Origin of the sequence: Pseudomonas purpurea (assembly GCF_039908635.1) — a bacterium.
GTDB lineage: Bacteria > Pseudomonadota > Gammaproteobacteria > Pseudomonadales > Pseudomonadaceae > Aquipseudomonas > Aquipseudomonas purpurea.
In genome coordinates, this window is the sequence record NZ_CP150918.1 from 2,416,161 (window position 1) to 2,441,006 (window position 24,846).

Genomic DNA, 24,846 nt, shown 5'->3' on the forward strand with positions numbered 1-24,846 from the left:
CGGGCTCAATGCGCCCCATCACTTTTGAACAGGGCGGCCAGGCCGGCGTTCAGGTTTTCGCATCGCCAGGGACCACACGGCGCTGCCGTTCGACGTTCGGGCACAACGTTGCATCTGAAACCGGATTTTCACGTCAACCGTTTCCGAATTTAAAGCAGGTTACTCAATGCAATTCAGCGAATTGATGGCAGTTATTTCAACCTACCCGATCCGTCTTCAACTGGAAGATGATGATTTGGTCATCCTGGGCGACGACGAGGCACTGGATGACGCGTTGTGGGACAGCCTGACCAAACACAAAGCTGAATTGCTCGCCCTGGTGGCGAGAAACGGTGGCGATTGGCTGAGCCCGGCCTATCGGATTACCCCGGACATGCTGCCGCTGGTGAGCCTGGATCAACAGGCCATCGATCGAATTGTCGCCCACGTGCCCGGCGGCGCGGCCAACGTTCAGGATATTTACCCGTTGGCGCCGTTGCAGGCAGGCATGCTCTACCACCATCTCTCGGCAGAGCAGGGTGACCCCTACGTGCAACAGTCGCAGTTCGCCTTCGACAGCCGCGAGCGTCTGGAGACGTTTGCCCAGGCGCTGCAATGGGTGATCGATCGCCATGACATCCTCAGGACGTCAATGGTCTGGGAAGGCCTGGACGAACCGGTGCAAGTGGTCTTGCGCCAGGCGCGGCTGGTGCGTGAAGAACTCGAACTGGCCCCGGCTGGCGGTGATGTCCTGGCGCAGTTGCGGGCTCGTTTCGATGCTCGGCATTACCGTCTGGATGTGCGTCAGGCGCCGATGCTGCGTCTGGTGTTCGCGCGGGACGAGGTCCGTCAGCGGGTGGTCGCCATCCTGTTGTTTCACCACATGGCACTGGACCATACCGCTCTGGAAGTGGTGAGCCACGAAATGCAGGCGTATTTGCGGGGTCAGGCGGATCAGTTGAGCCCGGCCGTACCGTTTCGCAACTATGTTGCCCAAACCCGTCTCGGGACCCGCGAGCAGGAACACGAAGCGTTCTTCCGCCAGATGCTCGGCGATATCGATGAACCGACCCTGCCGTTTGGGTTGAGCGATGTGCAGGGCGACGGTCATGGCGTCGAGGAGGCGGGCGTCAGCGTTGACAGCGTTTTGAGCCAGCGGCTGCGGGCACAGGCCCGACAGCTTGGGGTCAGTGCGGCGAGCCTGATGCACCAGGCGTTTGCCCAGGTGTTGGGCAAGGTTTCCGGGCGTAAGTCCGTGGTCTTCGGCACGGTCCTGCTAGGCCGGATGGAGGCTGGCGAGGGCTCCGACCGGGCGCTGGGGATGTTCATCAACACCTTGCCGCTGCGCGTGGACGTGGGGGAGCAAGGCGTACGCGCAGCCTTGAAGCAGACCCATGTGCAATTGACCGCGTTGTTGGGGTATGAACATGCCTCGCTGGCCCTGGCGCAACGTTGCAGCGCAGTCATCGCGCCAACGCCGCTGTTCAGTTCGCTGCTCAATTACCGGCACAGCCAGGTGGCGGTCGGTGCCGACACGGCAGTGGAGTGGGAAGGCATCCAGGGGCTGGGTGCCGAGGAACGGACCAACTATCCGCTGACCGTGAACGTGGACGATCTGGGGGAGGATTTTCGCATCACCGTGTTGGTCGACACCTCGATTGGCGCGCAGCGTGTCGGCGACTACCTGAGCACCGCGCTGGAGAGTCTGGTGCAGGCACTGGAAGCAACGCCGGAGGCACCGCTGCAAACGCTGAACATTCTGCCGGCTGCCGAACGCCAACACCTGCTGAACACGTTGAACGCCCCGCAGGTTTGCTACGTCGACACGGAGCTGATCCATAGCCGGGTCGAAGCCCGGGCCGCGGCCCGGCCTGATGCCACGGCAGTGCTGTATGAAGACCTGAACCTGACTTACGGACAACTCAACGCCCGCGCCAATCAGGTGGCACATCGACTGCTGGCCCTGGGCATTCGCCCCGATGACCGGGTGGCAATCTGTGTCGAGCGGGGCCTGGAAATGGTCGTCGGTTTGCTGGGGATTCTCAAGGCTGGCGCCGGTTACGTGCCCATCGACCCGGCCTCACCGGTCGAGCGCATTGCCTACACCTTGCAAGACAGCGCTCCGGTTGCGCTGCTGTTGCAGACCGCGACTCAAAGCCTGGCCGCCAGCGTGTCCGTGCCGGTGATCGACCTCGACAGCGACACGTTGCAGGACGAGTCCGCAGCCAACCCGCATGTCCCGGAGCTGAGCGCTTCGAACCTTGCCTACGTGATCTACACGTCCGGTTCCACGGGGCTGCCCAAAGGCGTGATGGTCGAGCACCGCAACGTGGCGCGGCTGTTTTCGGCGACTCAGGGCTGGTTTGATTTCAATCAGCAGGATGTGTGGGCCTTGTTCCACTCATTTGCCTTTGACTTCTCGGTCTGGGAAATCTGGGGGGCCTTGACCTACGGCGGTCAGTTGCTGGTGGTGCCGCAACTCATCAGCCGTTCGCCGGACGAATGCTACGCGCTGCTGTGCACCGCTGGCGTAAGCATTCTCAACCAGACCCCGAGTGCGTTCCGTCAACTCATTGCGGCCCAGGGCCACAGTCAACTCAAGCATTCCTTGCGTCAGGTCATCTTCGGTGGCGAAGCCCTGGAGCCGGGGGTTCTCAAACCCTGGTATGCCCGCGTTGCCAATGCCGGCACGCAACTGGTGAACATGTACGGCATCACTGAAACCACGGTGCACGTGACTTATCGGGCGCTGGAGGTGGCGGATGCGCACCGGGTGGGTGTCAGCCCGATTGGCGGGCAGATTCCGGATTTGCAGCTGTACGTGCTCGATGACCGGCGTGAACCGGTCCCGGTCGGTGTCGTCGGTGAGTTGTACGTCGGCGGCGCGGGAGTTGCCCGGGGTTATCTGAACCGCGAGGAACTGACGGCCGAGCGTTTTATTACCGACCCGTTCAGTGGCCGCGGCAACGCCCGCTTGTACAGGACGGGCGATCTGGGGCGCTGGACGGCGGACGGCAGTCTGGAGTACCTGGGCCGCAACGACGATCAAGTGAAAATCCGTGGTTTCCGTATCGAACTGGGTGAGGTCGAAGCCCGTCTTTCGGCCTGCAACGGCGTGCGCGAAGCGGTGGTGATCGCTCGCGAAGACGAACCGGGAGACCAGCGCCTGGTGGCCTACGTGATTGCCGGCGAGGGTGTCGAGCTGAGCGCGGCCGGGCTGCGTGAGCAACTGCTGGTGTCGCTTGCCGAGTACATGGTGCCGAGCGCGTTCGTGATGCTTGAAGCCTTCGCGCTGACTACCAACGGCAAGCTGGATCGCAAGGCGCTGCCGGTGCCGGACACGGATGCGGTTGCCCGGCGCACCTACGAAGCGCCGCAGGGCGAGGTGGAGATCGCCCTTGCCGCCCTCTGGCAGGACTTGCTCAAACTTGAGCAAGTCGGTCGCGATGACCACTTTTTCGAGCTGGGCGGGCATTCGTTGTTGGCGGTCAAATTGATCGGACGCATGCGTCAGGTTGACCTGTACGCAGACGTGCGGGTGTTGTTCAACCAACCGACCCTGGCGGCGTTGGCCAGTGCGGTGGGGGGGCGCCGCCAGGAAATCGAGGTGCCTGCCCGTGGCGTTCCCCACGGATGCGAGCACCTTACCCCGGACATGTTGCCCCTGGCAGACCTGGACCAAGGCGCGATAGACCGGATCGTTGCGAGCGTGCCGGGCGGCGCACGCAATGTGCAGGAAATCTACGCCTTGGCGCCGTTGCAGGAAGGTATTTTGTATCACCACCTGGCGGCGGCCCACGGCGATCCCTACCTGCAATACGTCACGTTTTCGTTCGACAGCCGTGAACATCTTCAAGGATTTGCCCAGGCGCTTCAGGACGTCGTTTCGCGCCACGACATTCTGCGCACCGCCGTGGCCTGGGAAAGCCTCGACGAACCGGTCCAGGTGGTCTGGCGCGAAGCGACGCTGGGTCTGGACGAGGTGACGCTGGACCCGGCGGCGGGCGATATCGCCGAACAATTGTCCGAGCGCCTGAACCCGCGCCACTGTCGTTTGGACATTCGCCAGGCACCCATGATGCGCATCGGCTATGCCGAAGATGCCCCGAACAATCGGTGGGTCGGCCTGTTGCTGTTCCATCACTTGATCAACGATGAACTGTCGTCGCAGGTGCTGATTGCGGAAGTCGAGGCCTGCATGCGCGGCCAGACGCAGCACCTCGGCACGCCCGTGCCGTACCGCAATTATGTGGCCCAGGCGCGTCTGGGTGTTGGCCGTGACCAGCATGAAGCGTTCTTTCGCGACCTGCTGGGCGATATTGATGAGCCGACGCTGGCGTTTGGCGTGCAGGACGTGCAAGGCGAGGGGCATGGCATCGAAGAGGCCACGCGAATGGTCGATCCCACACTGAGCGAACGCCTGCGCGAACAGGCTCGTCAGCTCGGGGTGACGGCGGCCAGCCTGCTTCACCTGGCCTGGGCCCGGGTGTTGGGCGCGGTGTCCGGCAAGGACGACGTGGTGTTTGGCACGGTGCTGTTGGGCCGTATGCAGGGCGGCGAAGGTTCGGAGCGGGCCTTGGGCATGTTCATCAATACCTTGCCGTTGCGTGTCAGCCTCGGGACGCAAGGGGTTCGCGCGGCGCTCAAGAGTACCCATGCGCGATTGACCGCGCTGTTGGGGCATGAACACGCGTCCCTGGTACTGGCTCAACGCTGTAGCAACGTTTCTACTTCCGTACCGTTGTTCAGTTCGCTGCTCAACTATCGACAGAACGGCTCGGCCGTGGATTCCACCCAGGCGACAGCGGTCTGGGACGGCATCCGGATGCTCGAAAGCCAGGGCCGGACCACGTACCCGCTGACCCTGTCGGTCGATGATCTGGGGCAAGACTTCAGGCTGATCGTCAAGGCCGATGCGCCGATCAGCGCCGAGCGGGTGAGTGGCTACGTGCACTGCATTCTGGAAAATCTGGTGCAGGCACTGGAGCAAACGCCACAAGCCTCGTTGCAAGGCCTGACAGTGCTGCCGGCTGCCGAGCGGGAGTATGTGTTGGGTGACCTCAATGCCACCGATGCGGATTACCCCTGCGACCAGACGATTCACGCACTGTTTGAGGCCCAGGTTCGGCGCACGCCGGACTCGGTGGCGCTGGTGGCCGGTGAACAGCAACTGACCTACCGCGAGCTCAGCGAGCGCGCCAATCAACTGGCTCATCACCTGCGTGAGCTGGGTGTCCAGCCGGACTCACGGGTGGCGATCTGTGTCGAGCGCGGGCTGGAACTGGTGATTGGCTTGCTGGGGATTCTCAAGGCCGGCGGCGCTTACGTGCCGCTGGACCCCGGCTATCCGCTGGAGCGCATTGCGTACCTGTTGCAGGACAGCGCGCCGGTCGCAGTGTTGGTGCACGGGGTAACGCGTCGTCTGTTGGGCGAGGTTGCGGTGCCGGTGATCGATCTCGATCAGTGCACCTGGCACGATCAGCCTGTCGGCAATCCGCAGGTGGCGGGGTTGAACGTCTCGCACCTGGCCTACGTGATCTACACCTCCGGTTCGACCGGGATGCCGAAGGGGGTCATGGTTGAACACCGTGGCCTCGGCAATCTGATGCACTGGGGTTCGCAAGTGTGCGAGGCCGCGCCCGACGGTGCGTTATTGCAGCGAGCGCCGTTCAGTTTCGACGGCTCGGTCTGGGAGTTCTTCTGGCCATTGACCACGGGGATGCGCCTGGTGCTGGCGCGTCCTGACGGGCACCGGGAACCGGCCTATCTGGCGCAACTGATCCGCGAGCAGCGCATCACGGTGATCAAGTTCGTACCGGCGATGTTGCAGCAGTTTCTGGAGCTGGACGAAGTCAGCCAGTGCGTCAGCCTGACCGACGTGTTCTGCGGCGGTGGCGAACTCACCGCCGCGTTGGCCCGGCAGGTTCAAGAGCGCTTGCCCCACGTGCGTTTGCACAACGTTTATGGCCCCACCGAAGCCACGGTCGACAGCACGGCCTGGACCCTCGAACCGGGCGCGACGGTGCCGGATATTCAACTGCCAATCGGCCGGCCGATTCCCAATACCCGCCTGTATGTCCTGGACGCCCACGACGCGCCGGTGCCGCTGGGCGTGAGTGGCCACCTGCATATCGGCGGTGTCGGGGTCGCGAGGGGCTATGTGGGCTTGCCGCAACTGACGGCGGAACGCTTCATCGACAGCCCTTTCGTGGCCGGTGACCGGTTGTACCGCACCGGTGACCTGGTGCGCTATCGCCCTGACGGGAGCCTGGAATTCCTCGGGCGCAACGACTTCCAGGTGAAATTGCGAGGCGTGCGCCTGGAGCTGGGCGAAATCGAAGCTCGACTGGCGGCACACCCAGCGGTGCAGGAGGCGGTGGTGCTGGCGCGGGACGAGCGTCTGATCGCGTACTTCACCCCTCGGGTCGCGGGCCAGATCCCGGCAATCGAAGCGTTGCGCGCCCATCTGCTGACGCAGTTGCCGGAACACATCGTCCCTGCTGCTTTTGTTCAGCTGGAAGCCTTGCCGCTGAGCCACAACGGCAAACTGGACCGCAAGGCGTTACCGGACCCCGGTCTGGAGTCGCTGATCACCCGGGGCTACGAAGCGCCGGTGGGGGAACCCGAAATCACCCTGGCCCGGCTCTGGGCCGAGCTGCTCAAGGTGGAGCGGGTAGGGCGCCATGACCACTTCTTCGAACTGGGCGGGCACTCGTTGCTGGCGGTGAAACTGATCGAGCGCATGCGTCAGGGCCGGGTTGAGCGCAGACGTCCGGGTGCTGTTTGGCCAGCCAACGCTGGCTGCGTTGGCGGCAGCCGTTGGCGGTGGTCGAGAAATTCAAGTGCCGGTCAACCGCATCCCGGCAAATTGCCTGCGGATTACCCCGGACCTGCTGCCGCTGGCGGACCTGGATCAGGACGCAATCGACTGCATCGTGGCGACCGTCCCCGGCGGGGCGGCCAATGTGCAGGACATTTATCCGCAGGCCCCGTTGCAGGCCGGCATTTTGTACCACCACTTTGCAGCGACCCAGGGCGACCCTTACGTCTTGCAGGCGCAACTCGGTTTTGCCGACCTGAAACAGGTGAAAGGTTTCGTTCGGGCGCTGCAACGCGTGATCGCGCGCCATGACATTCTGCGCACCAGCCTGGTGTGGGAGGGCCTCGATGAACCGGTCCAGGTGGTGTGGCGTCAAGCGCCGCTGAAGCTTGAAAGGGTGGACATAGAACCGGAAGACGGGGATGTGTTGCAGCTCATGCGTGAGCGCTTTGACGCTCGCCACTATCGCCTGGACCTGACCCAGGCTCCGTTGATGCAGTTTGCCTACACCCGCGACCCGGTGAATGAGCGTTGGATCGGTATCTTGCTGTTCCACCACCTGGTCAACGATGCGACCTCGTTGGGCGTGCTGATCGAGGAAATCCAGGCTCACATGCTCGGCCAGGAACACGCGTTGGCCGCGCCGGTGCCTTACCGCAACTATGTGGCCCAGGCCCGCTCGGGCGTCAGCCGCGAGCAGCACGAAGCGTTTTTTGGCGAGATGCTGGCGGACGTCGACGAACCGACGCTGCCGTTCGGTATACAGGAGGTGCAGGGCAGCGCGGATGCCAGCGAAGAGGTTCAACACCTGCTGGACGCCTCGCTCAGTCAGCGCCTGCGCGTGCAGGCCCGGCGAGTGGGGGTGAGTGCGGCGAGCCTGTATCACCTGGCCTGGGCGCATGTGTTGGGAGGTGTCTCGGGCCGCGACGACGTGGTCTTCGGCACCGTATTGCTCGGGCGTTTGCAGGCCGGTGAAGGTGCCGACCGCGCCTTGGGCATGTTCATCAACACCTTGCCGTTGCGAGTCAATCTGGGCGGGCAGAGTGTGCAGGCAGCGCTGAAGGCTACCCACTCGGGATTGAGCGCCTTGCTGGCTCACGAGCACGCGCCGCTGACGTTGGCGCAGCGTTGCAGTGGTGTGGCGGCACCGGTGCCGTTGTTCAATGCCTTGCTCAATTATCGGCATGGCGTGGCGTCGAGCGGTGAGCCGGCGCAACCGGCGTGGCAGGGTATTGAGGTGCTGAGCAGCGAAGGCGTCGTCAGCTATCCGATCATCCTCTCGGTGGATGATCTGGGCGCAGACTTCCGCCTGAACACCGTGGCGCCCAAGGCCATTGGTGCGCAGCGGATGTTTGACTATCTGCACACGGCGTTGAGCGGTTTAGTGGATGCGCTTGAGCAGGATCCGCAGTTGGCGTTGCAGCGTGTGCCAATCCTGTCGCCGGCCGAACGTCAGCAACTGCTGGTGGACTTCAACACCACCCACGTCGACTACCCGCACGGGTTGACCATTCACCAGCGCGTCGAGGCGCAAGCCGCCGAACATCCGCAGGCGATGGCAGCGTTTTATCAAGGACAGAGCCTGAGCTACGAGCAGTTGAACCAACAGGCTAATCAGTTGGCTCATCATCTGCGTGAACTGGGCGTGCAGCCGGATGACCGGGTGGCGATTGTTGCCCGGCGCGGGCTGGACACGCTGGTCGGGCTGCTGGCGATTCTCAAGTCCGGCGCGTGTTATGTACCGATTGATCCGTCTCATCCGTTCGAACGCCTGAGCTATTTGCTCAGCGACAGCGGTCCGGTGGCGGTGCTGACGCAGCAGGATTTGCTGGCGCGGTTGCCGGTGCTGGACGTGCCGGTCATTGAGCTGGACCGCAACCGCTGGCAAGACCAACCCATTACGAATCCGCAGGTTGCCGGGCTGACGCCTGCACACCTGGCCTACGTGATCTACACCTCCGGCTCCACCGGTTTGCCCAAAGGCGTGATGGTTGAACACCGCACCCTGGAAAACCTGGTGAACTGGCATTGCGATGCCTTCAACCTGCATCACGGTAGCCACACTTCCAGCGTGGCCGGTTTCGGCTTCGACGCCATGGCCTGGGAAGTCTGGCCAGCCTTGTGCGTCGGCGCGACTCTGCACCTGCCGCCTGCACATGACGGCAATGAAGATATTGATGCGCTGCTGAATTGGTGGCGAGCGCAACCATTGGACGTGAGTTTTCTGCCGACCCCGGTGGCCGAATATGCCTTCAGCCAGGACCTGGAACACCCGACCCTGCGCACGTTGCTGGTGGGCGGTGATCGCCTGCGGCAGTTCGCCAAGGCCCAGCGTTTCGAGCTGATCAACAACTATGGCCCGACCGAAGCCACCGTCGTCGCAACCTCCGGGCGCATCGAGGCCGGACAGACGCTGCACATCGGCAAGCCGATGGCCAACGCCAAGGTGTACCTGCTCGACGAGCAGATGCGCCCGGTGCCGGTGGGTGTGGCGGGTGAGTTGTATGTCGGTGGCGCGGGCGTGGCGCGGGGTTATTTGAACCGTCCGGAACTGACCGCCGAGCGTTTCCTCCAAGACCCGTTCAGCAGCGATCCGCAAGCGCGGATGTACCGCACGGGCGACTTGGCACGTTGGCTGGCGGACGGCAACATCGAGTACCTGGGGCGCAATGACGATCAGGTGAAAATCCGTGGCATGCGCATCGAACTGGGGGAGATCGAAGCCAAGCTGGCGGCACTGGAGTCGGTGAAAGAAGCCGTGGTGCTGGTGCGTGACGGCCGACTGGTGGCGTATTTCACCGAGAGCGCACTATCAGAGATCGAAGACCTAAGGGCTCAACTGCAAGCGATATTGCCGGACTACATGCTGCCCTCGGCTTATGTGAGGCTGGACAACTTGCCGCTGACCGCCAACGGAAAACTGGACCGCAAGGCCCTGCCGGACCCGGACCTTGACGCGTTGATCCGTCGTGGCTACGAAGCGCCGCAAGGCGAGGTCGAAACCACCCTGGCGCAGATCTGGGCCGAGGTGCTCAAGGTCGAGCGAGTCGGGCGCCATGATCACTTTTTTGAACTGGGCGGGCACTCGCTGCTGGCGGTGAGCCTGATCGAACGCATGCGTCAGGCTGGTTTAAGTGCGGACGTGCGGGTGTTGTTCAGCCAGCCAACACTGGCGGCGTTGGCGGCTGCGGTCGGTGGGTATCGCGAAGTCATCGTGCCGGCCAACCGTATAACGCCGGACTGCGTGCGGATCACCCCCGATCTCTTGCCATTGGTGAAACTGGATCAAGACGCCATCGACCGCATCGTCGCCACGGTGCCGGGTGGTGTGGCCAGCGTGCAGGACATCTACCCCTTGGCGCCGTTGCAGGAAGGCATCCTTTACCACCACATCACCGCAGAGCAGGGCGATCCGTACCAGCAAAGTGCGATGTTCGCCTTTGACAGCCGTGAACGGTTGGACGGATTTGCCCAGGCGCTGCAAGGGGTGATTGCCCGGCACGATATCTTGCGCACCAGCCTGGTCTGGGAGGGAGTAGAGGCGCCGGTACAAGTGGTCTGGCGCAAGGCTGAACTGGTGGTGCAGCCAATAGCGGTTGATCCGATGGCCGGAAATATCGCCGGGCAGTTACGTGAACAGCTTGATCCGCGCCGTTATCGTCTGGATATCCGTCAGGCACCGATGATGCGCATCGGTTTTGCCGAGGACCCGCAGAACAAGCGCTGGATCGGCTTGCTGGTATTCCATCACCTGATCAACGATGCCGCTTCGCTGGGGGTGTTGATCGAGGAAACCGAGGCCCACATGCTGGGTCAGGCGCACGACTTGGCCGCGTCGGTGCCGTACCGCAACTATGTGGCCCAGTCGCGCTTGGGTATCAGCGAGCAGGAGCATGAAGGGTTTTTCCGCGACATGCTCGGCGATGTCGATGAGCCGACGCTGCCGTTCGGTATACAGGAGGTGCAGGGCGACGGCGACGCCAGCGAAGAGGTTCAGCACCTGCTGGACGCCTCGCTCAGTCAGCGCCTGCGCGTGCAGGCCCGGCGATTGGGGGTGAGTGCGGCCAGCCTGTATCACCTGGCCTGGGCGCACGTGTTGGGAAGTGTCTCGGGGCGCGACGACGTGGTCTTCGGCACCGTACTGCTCGGGCGCTTGCAGGCCGGTGAAGGCGCCGACCGCGCCTTGGGCATGTTCATCAACACCTTGCCGTTGCGGGTCAATCTGGGCGGGCAGAGTGTTCGTGCGGCTGTCAACAATACCCATCAACGCTTGAGCGCCTTGCTGGCTCATGAGCACGCGCCGCTGACGCTGGCGCAGCGTTGCAGTGGTGTGGCAGCACCGTTGCCGTTGTTCAATGCCTTGCTCAATTATCGGCATGGCGCGGCGTCGAGCGGTGAGCCGGCGCAACCGGCGTGGCAGGGTATTGAGGTGCTGAGCAGCGAAGGCGTTGTCAGCTATCCGATCATCCTCTCGGTGGATGATCTGGGTGAAGGCTTCCGCCTGAGCACTGTGGCGCCCAAGGCGATTGGCGCGCAGCGGGTGTTTGATTACTTGCACATGGCGCTGAGCGGCTTGATCGACGCACTGGCGCAGGACCCACAGTTGGCGCTGCACCGTGTGCCGATCCTGTCGCCGGCCGAGCGCCGGCATGTGCTGGAAGATTTCAACGCCACCGAGCGCGATTACCCGCATGAACAGACCGTTCACGGTCTGTTCGAAGCGCAGGTGCTGGCGCGCCCGAACGCCTTGGCGGCCGTGCAGGGTGGGCAGTCAGTGAGCTACGGCGAACTCAACCGCAGGGCAAACCAACTGGCTCATTATCTGCTGGACCTCGGGATACAACCGGGCGACAGCGTGGCGATCCTGTTGGAGCGCTCGGTGGACTTGCTGGTCAGCCAGTTGGCCATCGGCAAGTGTGCGGCGGTGTACGTGCCACTGGACATCAACGCTCCGGCCGAGCGTCAGAACTTCATGGTGCAAGACAGCCAGGCCGTAGCGCTGTTGACACACCATTCGGCGTCTCTGGGGTTTGGGGTCCGGCGTGTGGACCTGGACAGCCTGACTCTCGAGCATCAACCGGTGTACAACCCAGACCTGGCGCAATCCTCGGAGTCGGTGGCGTACATCATGTACACCTCCGGTTCCACCGGTACCCCGAAGGGCGTGTTGGTGCCGCACCGAGGGATCACGCGGCTGGTGATCAACAACGGTTACGCCGATTTCAACGAACACGACCGTGTCGCGTTTGCCTCGAACCCGGCGTTCGACGCCAGCACCATGGATGTCTGGGCGCCGCTGCTCAATGGCGCTTGCGTCGTGGTGGTCGAGCAGGATGTCCTGCTTTCACAGGGCGCTTTTCGTTCGCTGTTGCAGGAACAGTCGGTCAGCGTGTTGTGGATGACTGCCGGATTGTTCCATCAGTACGCCGATCATTTGATGGCGGTGTTCGGCCAGCTGCGCTACCTGATCGTTGGCGGTGACGTGCTGGATCCGGCGATCATTGCCCGGGTTCTGAAAGACGCTGCACCGCAGCACCTGCTCAACGGCTATGGCCCGACCGAAGCAACGACGTTTTCGACGACGTTCGAGATCACGTCCGCGGGCGCGGGCAGCATTCCCATCGGTCGGCCGGTTGGCAACACTCGGGGTTACGTACTCGATGCCTGGCAGCAACCGGTACCGGTGGGCGTGGTCGGTGAGTTGTACATCGGCGGTGCCGGTGTGGCGAAGGGTTACCTGAACCAGCCGGAACTGAGCGCCGAGAGGTTCCTGACCGATCCGTTCAACGCTCAACCTGGAACGCTGATGTACCGCACGGGCGACCTGGCGTGCTGGTTGGCGGACGGCACCTTGCAGTACCAAGGGCGCAATGACAGCCAGGTGAAGATTCGTGGTTTCCGCATCGAACCGGGTGAAATCGAAGCGCGATTGAACACACACCCTGGGGTGAAGGACTGCGTCGTGCTGGCCCGCGAAGAGGTGCCGGGGGACAAGCGCCTGGTGGCCTACTACACGGCACACGAGGTGGGTGAAAGTCTGCGGATCGATGATCTGCGCACGCATCTGCAAGGCCAACTGCCCGACTACATGGTGCCGTCAGCCTACGTAAAACTGGAGACCTTGCCACTGACCGCCAACGGCAAACTGGACCGCAAGGCCCTGCCGGCCCCGGATCAGGAGGCGATGCCCAACCGTGGCTACGAAGTGCCCCAAGGCGAAGTCGAAACCACGTTGGCGCACCTCTGGGCCGAGGTGCTCAAGGTCGAGCAGGTCGGTCGCCATGATCACTTCTTCGAACTGGGCGGGCACTCGCTGCTGGCGGTTAGCTTGATCGAGCGTATGCGCCAGGTCGGGTTGAGCGCAGACGTGCGGGTGTTGTTCAGCCAGCCGACGCTGGCGGCACTGGCCGCTGCGGTGGGCAGTGGTCGGGAAATCCAGGTTCCGGCGAACCTGATCCCGTCCGGTTGCACACGGATCACCCCGGACCTGTTGCCCCTGGCAACGCTGAACCAGGACGCCATCGATCGCATCGTCGCGGGGGTGCCCGGTGGTGCGGCCAACGTGCAGGACATCTACCCCTTGGCGCCATTGCAGGAAGGCATCCTTTACCACCACATCACTGCAGAACAGGGCGATCCGTACCTGCTGCAATCGCAGTTGGCCTTCGACAGTCGCGAACGGTTGCAGACGTTTGCCCAGGCCTTGCAAAAGGTCATCGAGCGTCACGACATCCTGCGTACCGGGGTGGTCTGGGAAGGTTTGCAGCAGCCGATGCAAGTGGTCTGGCGCCAGGCCGAACTGGCCGTGCAGGAGCTGCTGCCGGACCCGGTGGCCGGCGATGTCCTCGGCCAATTGCAGGCGCGTTTCGATGCGCGGCACTATCGTCTGGACGTGACTCAGGCTCCACTGATTCGCCTGGTGTATGCCCAGGACCCACTCAATCAACGAATGGTCGCCATTGTGTTGTTCCACCACATGGCGCTCGATCACACCGCCATGGACGTGATGCGCCAGGAGATGGGCGCGTATTTGCTCAACCAGACCGAATCTCTGGGTGTCGCGGTGCCGTATCGCAACTACGTGGCGCAGGCGCGTCTGGGCATCAGTGAGCAGGAACATGAAGCGTTCTTCCGCGAGATGCTGGGTGACATTGACGAGCCGACGTTACCGTTCGGTTTGCAGGACGTGCAGGGCGATGGCAACGATATCGAGGAAGCAATCCAACCTGTGCCGGCCAACCTGAACCTGCGTGTACGGGCGCAGGCCCGTCAGTTGGGGGTGAGCGCGGCCAGTCTGATGCACCTTGCGTGGGCGCAAGTGCTGGCAGGCACCTCGGGCAAGGAAAGCGTGGTGTTCGGCACCGTGCTGATGGGCCGGATGCAGGGCGGCGAGGGTGCCGACCGGGCACTGGGGATATTCATCAATACCTTGCCATTGCGGGTCGATATCGGTGAACACAGTGCCCGGGCAAGTGTGCAGGCAGCCCATGCACGGCTGACCGCGTTACTGGGGCATGAACATGCATCCCTGGCCCTGGCGCAACGCTGCAGCGGCGTCGCGGCGCCGACGCCGTTGTTCAGCGCCATGCTCAACTATCGACACAGCGACAGCCGCTCGGTATCGCAGGCAAGACAACAGGCTTGGGAAGGGGTCGAAACCCTGGCCAGTGAGGAGCGCAGCAACTATCCGTTGGCGCTGAACGTGGATGACTTGGGCGATGGTTTCAACCTGACCGCCATGACGGTTGCACAGGTCGGTGCGCAGCGGATCTGCGGCCATATGCAGACAGCGCTGGAGTCACTGGTCGAGGCACTGGAACAGGATTCGCCGGTTGCACTGAACCGGTTATCGATCCTTCGGGCTGCTGAGCGTCAGCATTTGCTACTCGACCTCAACGCCACCGAAGCGGATTTCCCTCTCAACCAAACCCTTCACGGTTTGTTTGAGGCGCAGGTTCGACGCACCCCGGACTCGGTGGCACTGCTGGCCGGTGAACAGCAACTGACCTACCGCGAACTCAACGAACGCGCCAATCAACTGGCTCGTCATCTGCGTCAGTTGGGTGTAAAGCCCGATTCACGGGTAGCAATCTGCGTCGAACGCGGGCCGGAACTGGTGATCGGCTTGCTGGGGATTCTCAAGGCGGGCGGCGCTTACGTGCCGCTGGACCCCGGCTATCCGCGCGAACGCATTGCTTACATGTTGCAGGACAGCGCGCCGGTCGCGGTGTTGGTGCAAGGGACCACTCATGATTTGCTGGATAAGACCACGGTGCCAGTGATCGATCTGGATCACCCGACCTGGCAGGCGCAATCCGTCAGCAATCCGCAGGTTCCGGGATTGACCGCCTCGCACCTGGCCTACGTGATCTACACCTCGGGTTCGACCGGCACACCGAAGGGCGTGATGGTCGAGCATCGCGGGGTGAGTAATCTGGTGCACTGGAGTTCGCAAGTGTGCGGGGGCACGCAAGACGCTGCGCTGTTGCAGAAAACCCCGTTCAGTTTCGATGCCTCGGTCTGGGAGTTTTTCTGGCCGCTCACCACCGGGATGCGGTTGGTGCTGGCCCGTCCTGAGGGTCACCGCGAGCCGGCCTACATGGCGCAGTTGATCCGTGAGCAGCGCATCACGGTGATTCAGTTCGTGCCGGCGATGTTGCAACAATTTCTGGAGCTGGACGAAGTCAGCCAGTGCGTCAGCCTGACCGACGTGTTCTGCGGCGGTGGCGAACTCACCGCCACGCTGGCCAGACGGGTTCAGGAACGCTTGCCGCAGGTGCGTTTGCACAACGTTTATGGCCCCACCGAAGCCACGGTCGACAGCACGGTCTGGACCCTCGAGCCCGGCGCGCCGGTGCCGGATGTTCAGTTGCCAATCGGCCGGCCGATTGCCAATACACGGTTGTACGTGCTGGACGCCCACGACGCGCCGGTGCCGCTGGGTGTGAGCGGACACCTGCATATCGGCGGCGTCGGGGTCACGAGGGGCTATGTGGGCTTGCCACAATTGACGGCGGAACGCTTCATCGACAGTCCGTTCGTGGCTGGCGACCGGTTGTACCGCACCGGTGACCTGGTGCGCTATCGCCCCGACGGGAACCTGGAATTTCTCGGTCGCAACGACTTCCAGGTGAAGTTGCGAGGCGTGCGCCTGGAACTGGGCGAAATCGAAGCCCTTCTGGCGGCGCACCCGGCGGTGCGGGAGGCGGTAGTGCTGGCGCGGGATGAGCGCCTGGTCGCGTACTTCACCCCTCGGGTCGCGGGCCAGATCCCGGCAATCGAAGCGTTGCGCGCTCATCTGCTGGCGCAGTTGCCGGAACACATGGTGCCTGCTGCTTATGTGCACCTTGACGCGCTGCCCCTGAGCCCCAACGGCAAGCTGGATCGCAAGGCGTTGCCAGCGCCGGGCCAGGAGTCGGTGATCACCCGGGGCTACGAAGCGCCGGTGGGGGAAACCGAAATCGCCCTGGCCCGGCTCTGGGCCGAGCTGCTCAACGTGGAGCGAGTGGGGCGGCATGACCACTTCTTCGAGTTGGGTGGGCACTCGTTGCTGGCGGTCAGCCTGGTAGGGCCGGTTGCGTCAGGAAGGCATGGAGGCCGAAGTCAGAGCGCTGTTTGAACAACCCACTCTGTCGGAATACGCCGCAATCATGGAAAGAATGGAGATTGTCCTGTGAGCGTGATCGAACTGTTGGCGACACTGAAAGAAAAGGGCGTAGTGCTTTCGATCAGAGGGGATCAGCTCGTTGTGCAAGGCAACAAGCAGTCGCTGAAGGAGCCAGCGGTGCTGGCCTCGTTGCGCGAGTACAAGCCAACCCTGATTGAAATGATCAAGTCCGGGCAGTATTCGGCCAGCAAGACCGGGCAGGTCACGGTTCCGGACAACGGCATCCCGCCAGGCTGTACGCAGATCACCCCCGGCATGCTGCCGCTGGTCGCGCTGGGTCAGGACGCGATTGACCGCATTGTCGCTACGGTGCCTGGTGGCGCGGTCAACGTGCAGGACATCTACCCGTTGGCGCCGCTTCAGGAAGGCATCCTTTATCACCACATCAGCGCCGAACAGGGCGACCCTTACGTATTGCAATCCCAATTCGCATTCGACAGCCCGGAACGCCTGGGTGTATTTGTCCAGGCGTTGCAGGCGGTTATCGACCGTCATGACATCCTGCGTACCAGCGTTCTCTGGGAGGGCCTGGACAACCCGGTGCAAGTGGTGTGGCGCAAGGCCGACCTGCATCTTCAGGAGGTCCGGCTCGATCCGGCGGCCGGTGACATCGGCACCCAACTGCATGCGTACTTCGATGCCCGGCATTACCGCCTGGACGTGGCCCAGGCGCCCTTGATGCGCCTGGCTTACGCCAGGGACGAGCGCCAGCAGCGCATTGTCGCGACGCTGCTGTTCCATCACATGGCCACGGACCACAGCGCGATGGACGTGGTGCGTCATGAAATGCAGGCGTACTTGACCGGTCAGGCTGACCGCTTGGGCCACGCGGTGCCGTTCCGCAACTACGTCGCCCAGGCGCGTCTGGGCCTCAGCGAGCAGGAACACGAAGGTTTTTTCCGCGACATGCTGGGGGATATTGAAGAACCGACCCTGCCGTTCGGTTTGCAGGATGTACATGGTGACGGCAGTGGGATCGAAACGTTCACGCTGCCGGTCGACCCCGTTCTGGGCGAATGCTTGCGCGCTCAGGCGCGCCAACTCGGGGTGAGCGCCGCCAGCGTGTTCCACCTGGCGTGGGCCCGTGTACTGGGGGCCGTGTCGGGTAAGGAAAACGTGGTGTTCGGCACCGTGCTGCTGGGCCGGATGCACGGTGCGCAGGACACTGACCGGGCATTGGGGATCTTCATCAATACCTTGCCGCTGCGCATTGATGTCGGCGCCCAGGATGTACGGGCGGGCATCAAGGCCACCCATGCGCGGCTGACCACCTTGTTGCGCCATGAACACGCTTCATTGGCCCAGGCACAACGGTGCAGTCGCGTGGCCTCGACAACGCCACTGTTCAGCGCCTTGCTCAATTACCGACACAACGCCTCGGGCGCCGCTGCCGAGGTGGCGGTTGAGGCCATAGAGGCCTGGCAAGGTATTCAATTGCTCAAGGCTGAGGAACGCACCAACTATCCGCTGACCCTCAGCGTGGATGACTCGGGCAAGGGGTTCGGCCTCACAGCACTCGCGGCGTCGTCCATCGGCGCGCAACGTCTCTGCGGCTACCTGCACACGGCGCTGGAAAGCCTGGCGCAGGCGTTGCAGCAAACAGCTCCGATTGCGCTGAACCAGATAGCAATCCTGCCGGCAGCCGAGCGTCGACAACTGTTGGTGGACTTCAACGCCACCGAGCGCGATTACCCGCATGAACAGACCGTTCACGGTCTGTTCGAAGCGCAGGTGCTGGCGCGCCCGAACGCCTTGGCGGCCGTGCAGGGTGGGCAGTCAGTGAGCTACGGCGAACTCAACCGCAGGGCAAACCAACTGGCTCATTATCTGCTGGACCTCGGGATACAACCGGGCGACAGCGTGGCGATCCTGTTGGAGCGCTCGGTGGACTTGCTGGTCAGCCAGTTGGCCATCGGCAAGTGTGCGGCGGTGTACGTGCCACTGGACATCAACGCTCCGGCCGAGCGTCAGAACTTCATGGTGCAAGACAGCCAGGCCGTAGCGCTGTTGACACACCATTCGGCGTCTCTGGGGTTTGGGGTCCGGCGTGTGGACCTGGACAGCCTGACTCTCGAGCATCAACCGGTGTACAACCCAGACCTGGCGCAATCCTCGGAGTCGGTGGCGTACATCATGTACACCTCCGGTTCCACCGGTACCCCGAAGGGCGTGTTGGTGCCGCACCGAGGGATCACGCGGCTGGTGATCAACAACGGTTACGCCGATTTCAACGAACACGACCGTGTCGCGTTTGCCTCGAACCCGGCGTTCGACGCCAGCACCATGGATGTCTGGGCGCCGCTGCTCAATGGCGCTTGCGTCGTGGTGGTCGAGCAGGATGTCCTGCTTTCACAGGGCGCTTTTCGTTCGCTGTTGCAGGAACAGTCGGTCAGCGTGTTGTGGATGACTGCCGGATTGTTCCATCAGTACGCCGATCATTTGATGGCGGTGTTCGGCCAGCTGCGCTACCTGATCGTTGGCGGTGACGTGCTGGATCCGGCGATCATTGCCCGGGTTCTGAAAGACGCTGCACCGCAGCACCTGCTCAACGGCTATGGCCCGACCGAAGCAACGACGTTTTCGACGACGTTCGAGATCACGTCCGCGGGCGCGGGCAGCATTCCCATCGGTCGGCCGGTTGGCAACACTCGGGGTTACGTACTCGATGCCTGGCAGCAACCGGTACCGGTGGGCGTGGTCGGTGAGTTGTACATCGGCGGTGCCGGTGTGGCGAAGGGTTACCTGAACCAGCCGGAACTGAGCGCCGAGAGGTTCCTGACCGATCCGTTCAACGCTCAACCTGGAACGCTGATGTACCGCACGGGCGACCTGGCGTGCTGGTTGGCGGACGGCACCTTGCAGTACCAAGGGCGCAATGACAGCCAGGTGAAGATTCGTGGTTTCCGCATCGAACCGGGTGAAATCGAAGCGCGATTGAACACACACCCTGGGGTGAAGGACTGCGTCGTGCTGGCCCGCGAAGAGGTGCCGGGGGACAAGCGCCTGGTGGCCTACTACACGGCACACGAGGTGGGTGAAAGTCTGCGGATCGATGATCTGCGCACGCATCTGCAAGGCCAACTGCCCGACTACATGGTGCCGTCAGCCTACGTAAAACTGGAGACCTTGCCACTGACCGCCAACGGCAAACTGGACCGCAAGGCCCTGCCGGCCCCGGATCAGGAGGCGATGCCCAACCGTGGCTACGAAGTGCCCCAAGGCGAAGTCGAAACCACGTTGGCGCACCTCTGGGCCGAGGTGCTCAAGGTCGAGCAGGTCGGTCGCCATGATCACTTCTTCGAACTGGGCGGGCACTCGCTGCTGGCGGTTAGCTTGATCGAGCGTATGCGCCAGGTCGGGTTGAGCGCAGACGTGCGGGTGTTGTTCAGCCAGCCGACGCTGGCGGCACTGGCCGCTGCGGTGGGCAGTGGTCGGGAAATCCAGGTTCCGGCGAACCTGATCCCGTCCGGTTGCACACGGATCACCCCGGACCTGTTGCCCCTGGCAACGCTGAACCAGGACGCCATCGATCGCATCGTCGCGGGGGTGCCCGGTGGTGCGGCCAACGTGCAGGACATCTACCCCTTGGCGCCATTGCAGGAAGGCATCCTCTACCACCACATCACTGCCGAACAGGGCGACCCGTACCAGCAAAACGCGCTGTTCGCCTTTGACAGCCGTGAACGCCTGCACGCTTTCACCCAGGCACTGCAAGGGGTGATTGCCCGGCACGATATTTTGCGCACCAGCCTGGTCTGGGACGGGCTGGAGGCGCCGGTACAAGTGGTCTGGCGCGAGGCGCCGCTGGGGGTTGAGGCGATTGCGCTCACGCCTGGCTCAGGCGATGTCGCCGGGCAGTTGCGTGAGCGGCTCGATTCGCGTCACTACCGTCTGGAGATTGGCCGGGCGCCAATGATGCATGTCGGTTATGCCGAAGACCCGCTGAACAAGCGCTGGATCGGCATGCTGGTGTTCCATCACCTGATCAACGATGCCGCTTCACTGGGCGTACTGATCGAGGAGATCGAAGCCCATATGCTCGGTCAGGCACACCTCCTGGCCGCGTCGGTGCCGTACCGCAATTACGTGGCACAGGCCTGCTCGGGCGTCAGTCGCGAGCAGCACGAAGCGTTTTTTGGCGAGATGCTGGCGGACGTCGACGAACCGACGCTGCCGTTCGGTATACAGGAGGTGCAGGGCAACGCGGATGCCAGCGAAGAGGTTCAACACCTGTTGGAGCCGTCACTCAGTCAGCGCCTGCGCGTGCAGGGCCGGCAATTGGGGGTGAGTGCGGCGAGCCTGTACCACCTGGCCTGGGCGCATGTATTGGGGGCAGTGTCGGGGCGCGACGACGTGGTCTTCGGCACCGTATTGCTCGGGCGTTTGCAGGCCGGTGAAGGCGCCGACCGCGCCTTGGGCATGTTCATCAACACCTTGCCGCTGCGGGTCAATCCGGGTAATCAAAGCGTGCAGGCAGCGGTAAAAACGACACACGAACGCTTGAGTGCCTTGCTGGCTCACGAACATGCGCCATTGACGCTGGCACAGCGTTGCAGTGGAGTCGCGGCACCGATGCCGCTGTTCAATGCCTTGCTCAATTATCGGCATGGCGTGGCGTCGAGCGGTGAGCAGGCGCAGCGGGCGTGGCAGGGTATCGACATGCTGGACAGCGAGGGGGTCGTCAGCTATCCGCTGCTGCTGTCGGTGGATGACCTGGGCGCAGACTTCCGCCTGAGCACCGTGGCGCCTAAGGCGATTGGCGCGCAGCGGGTGTTTGACTACATGTACACGGCGCTGGAGCATCTGGTGCACGCCTTGGCGCAGACACCTCAGGTCGCGCTGAATCACTTGTCGATCCTGCCGCCGGCCGAACGTCAGCAACTGCTGGTGGACTTCAACGCCACCCACGTCGACTACCCGCACGGGTTGACCATTCACCAACGGGTTGAGGCGCAAGCCGCCGAACATCCGCACGCAGTTGCGGCGTTTTATCAAGGGCAGGGCCTGAACTACGGGCAGTTGAACCAACAGGCTAATCAGTTGGCTCATCACCTGCGTGAACTGGGCGTGCAGCCGGATGATCGGGTGGCCATCGTTGCCCGTCGTGGGCTGGACACGCTGGTCGGGTTGCTGGCGATTCTCAAGTCCGGCGCGTGTTATGTGCCGATTGATCCGTCCCATCCAGTTGAGCGCTTGGGCTATTTGCTCAGCGACAGCGGTCCGGTGGCGGTGCTGACGCAGCAGGATTTGCTGGCGCGGTTGCCGGTGCTGGCAGTGCCAGTGATCAATCTCGACAGTTGCCTGTGGCAGGACAAATCCGTCTCGAATTTACACCTTCCTGAGTTGACGCCCGCACACCTGGCCTACGTGATCTACACCTCCGGCTCCACCGGTTTGCCCAAAGGCGTGATGGTTGAACATCACACTCTGGAAAACCTGGTGAACTGGCATTGCGATGCCTTCAACCTGCATCAGGGCAGCCACACCTCCAGCGTCGCCGGTTTCGGCTTCGATGCCATGGCCTGGGAAGTCTGGCCAGCCTTGTGCGCCGGCGCGACCCTACATTTGCCGCCTGCGCACGACGGCAATGAAGACATCGATGCGCTGCTCAACTGGTGGCGCGCGCAACCGCTGGACGTGAGTTTCCTGCCCACCCCAGTGGCCGAATATGCCATCAGTCAGGGCCTGGAACACCCGACCTTGCGCACGTTGCTGGTGGGCGGTGATCGCCTGCGGCAGTTCAGCAAGGTCCAGCGTTTCGCGCTGATCAACAACTACGGCCCGACCGAAGCCACCGTTGTGGCGACCTCGGGCCGCATCGAAGTCGGACAGACGCTGCACATCGGCAAGCCGATGGCCAACGCCAAGGTGTACCTGCTCGACGAGCAGATGCGCCCGGTGCCGGTGGGTGTGGCGGGTGAGTTGTATGTCGGTGGCGCGGGCGTGGCGCGGGGCTATTTGAACCGTCCGGAACTGACCGCCGAGCGTTTCCTCACGGACCCGTTCAGTACTGAAAAAGAAGCGCGGATGTACCGCACCGGTGATCTGGCGCGTTGGCTGGCGGACGGCAACATCGAGTACCTGGGGCGCAACGACGATCAGGTGAAGATCCGTGGCGTGCGCATCGAACTGGGCGAAATCGAAGCCAAACTGGCGGCACTGGAGTCGGTGAAAGAAGCCGTGGTGCTGGTACGTGAGGGACGGTTGGTGGCGTATGTCACCGAACACACGCCGTTGGAAATCGAGCAGCTAAGGACCCAACTGCAAGCAACATTGCCGAGTTACATGCTGCCCTCGGCCTACGTGAAACTGGACAACTTGCCGCTGACCGCCAACGGCAAACTGGACCGCAAGGCCCTGCCGGAACCTGGGCTGGACGCATTGATCTGCCGTGGCTACGAAGCGCCACAAGGTGCACTGGAAACCCTTCTGGCGCAGATCTGGGCCGAGGTGCTCAAGGTCGAGCGAGTGGGGCGTCATGACTGTTTCTTCGAACTGGGCGGCCACTCGTTGTTGGCGATCCGACTGGTGAATTTGTTGGAAGAGGCCGACCTGCATGTGTCGTTGGCCGAGTTGTTTCAGCATGCCCGTGTCGAAGCGATAGCCTCGATGCTGAGTCAGCGGACATCGCCACCGGAGCGTCAGGACAACCTGACAACGGTACGCAGTACCGGTACGCAACGGCCGTTGTTCCTGGTGCATGAGTTCAGCGGTGACAGTGTTTATTTCCCGGCACTGGGCAAGCATATCGAAGGAGACTTCCCGATCTACGGGTTACCGGGTATCGCTTTGGGGCAACCCCAGTTGCGGACCATGGAATGCCTGGCCACCCGGCTGGTAAACATCATCCGCTCGGTACAACCGCATGGTCCTTACCGGCTCGCCGGTTGGTCGTTCGGCGGGGTACTGGCCTACGAAATCGCAACACAACTGCTTGGCCTTGATGAGCAGGTCGAGTTCCTGGGCCTGCTCGACACTTACGTGCCACGTCTGTCCGACATGGGACGGCCACGATGGTCCGGGGGCCATGCGCACACGTTGCACCTGTTGCTGATGTCCACGAAATACTGGGAAACACAGGCGCCTGCTGGCGCCGAAGCCTTGGTGCGCCTGGAGCAACTGCGCCAAGACCTCTACAATCTGGATTTCGAAGGCTTGGTGCAGTCCTGTCGTGACCAGCGATTGCTGCACCCGGCTCTGGCGGACGCTTCGAGCGCCGATCTGTGGAATTTCCTTGATCGCGACGTCGCCCATGGTCATGCGCTGGCGCATTACAACGTCTGCCCGATTCCCATGCCGGTGCACCTGTTCACCGCTCAGGAGCGTCTGAGCGAAGTGTCCCGGCTGAGCGACACGTTGGGTTGGGGGGACATTTTGCCGAAGTCCCGGTTGCGTCAAGTCATGGTCTCGGGTGACCACCGCCACATGATGAAGGCCCCGAATATCCAGGCCCTTGGGCAGGCAATCGGTCAGGCGCTGGAAACCTTGCCGGCAGCGCAGGCCGTACTTGACGCGCCACATCAGCCATTGTTGACGATTCAGGGCGGAAACCCGGGGCATCCACCGATCTTCTGCATTCCCGGGGCCGGGGACAGCGTGACCGGGTTTATCGGGTTGACCGAGGCCTTCGGTCCTGACTGGCCGATCCTGGGTTTGCAGCCGCGAGGGCTGGACGGCGAGGCCGTGCCGTATGGTCAGGTCGAGATCGCTGCCCAGCACTATTTGCAGGCTGTCGACAGCACGTACCCGCAGGGGCCGATCCATCTGATCGGCCATTCTTTCGGTGGCTGGGTGGCGTTCGAAATGGCCGCGTGCCTGCAAACCCGTGGACGTGAAGTGGCCTCCCTGACGCTGATTGACAGTGAGTCGCCGGGTGGAAACAGCGTTGTGGGCAAACCCTACACGGCATTGGCGGTGCTGGAACGGTTGATTGAAACCCTGCAACTGGCGTGTGGAAAACCGCTGGGTATCGACGCTGCGGCCTTCGCCGCGCAAGACGAAGCCGGGCAACTGCGCCTGTTGCACCAGGGCATGGTGCGTGCCGGGATGCTGTCCCAGCGCTCGACGTCCGACTCAATGGCGGGGCCGGTGCGCACGTTCGGTACGGCGCTGCGCACGGTCTATCAACCGCGACACCGTTACATCGGCCCGGTGGGGCTGGTGTTGGCGGACGACCCGAGCCTGGACACCGTCGGCAACCAGCGTGAGCAGGAGGCAATGGTCAACGGGTGGCGCGAGTACGTCAGTGAACTGGGGATCTGGCACGGTCCGGGTAACCATTTCACGATTCTCAAGGCGCCCAACGTCTACAGCCTGGCGTCCTGGTGGCACGACGGTCTGTCGGTGACAGCGGGCGAGGTCGTTTCGTGATTGCGCCTGG

At 62.9% G+C, this 24,846-nt stretch carries 3 protein-coding genes and 2 pseudogenes; all 5 read left to right on the plus strand.

Annotation, left to right across the window (positions count from 1 at the left end):
* The first annotated feature begins 166 nt into the window (after positions 1-166).
* The 5 genes and pseudogenes from AABM54_RS10910 (at position 167) to AABM54_RS10930 (ending at position 24,836) form a co-directional block, all read left to right on the plus strand.
* Positions 167-7,111 carry an amino acid adenylation domain-containing protein gene (locus AABM54_RS10910; protein ID WP_347905413.1) on the plus strand — a complete coding sequence of 2,315 codons (6,945 nt, stop codon included), beginning with the start codon at positions 167-169 and terminating at the stop codon, positions 7,109-7,111.
* Positions 7,005-12,902, plus strand: a pseudogene (locus tag AABM54_RS10915) (amino acid adenylation domain-containing protein); the annotation flags it as partial. The gene AABM54_RS10910 and the pseudogene AABM54_RS10915, both read left to right, overlap by 107 nt.
* Positions 12,903-13,091: 189 nt before the next feature.
* Positions 13,092-16,136, plus strand: a pseudogene (locus AABM54_RS10920) (amino acid adenylation domain-containing protein); the annotation flags it as partial.
* Complete coding sequence (locus AABM54_RS10925; protein WP_347906168.1) at positions 16,122-16,418, plus strand: phosphopantetheine-binding protein; 297 nt, start codon at positions 16,122-16,124, stop codon at positions 16,416-16,418. The pseudogene AABM54_RS10920 and the gene AABM54_RS10925, both read left to right, overlap by 15 nt.
* 54 nt (positions 16,419-16,472) lie before the next feature.
* Entirely contained in the window at positions 16,473-24,836 is an 8,364-nt protein-coding gene (locus AABM54_RS10930) for an amino acid adenylation domain-containing protein (protein ID WP_347905415.1), read from the plus strand.
* Positions 24,837-24,846: the final 10 nt, after the last annotated feature.

Excerpts from the sequence above, each read along its gene's own strand:
- AABM54_RS10925 (WP_347906168.1), top strand. The coding sequence starts at position 16,122 with ATGGTGCCTGCTGCTTATGTGCACCTTGACGCGCTGCCCCTGAGCCCC.
- AABM54_RS10910 (WP_347905413.1), top strand. The coding sequence starts at position 167 with ATGCAATTCAGCGAATTGATGGCAGTTATTTCAACCTACCCGATCCGT.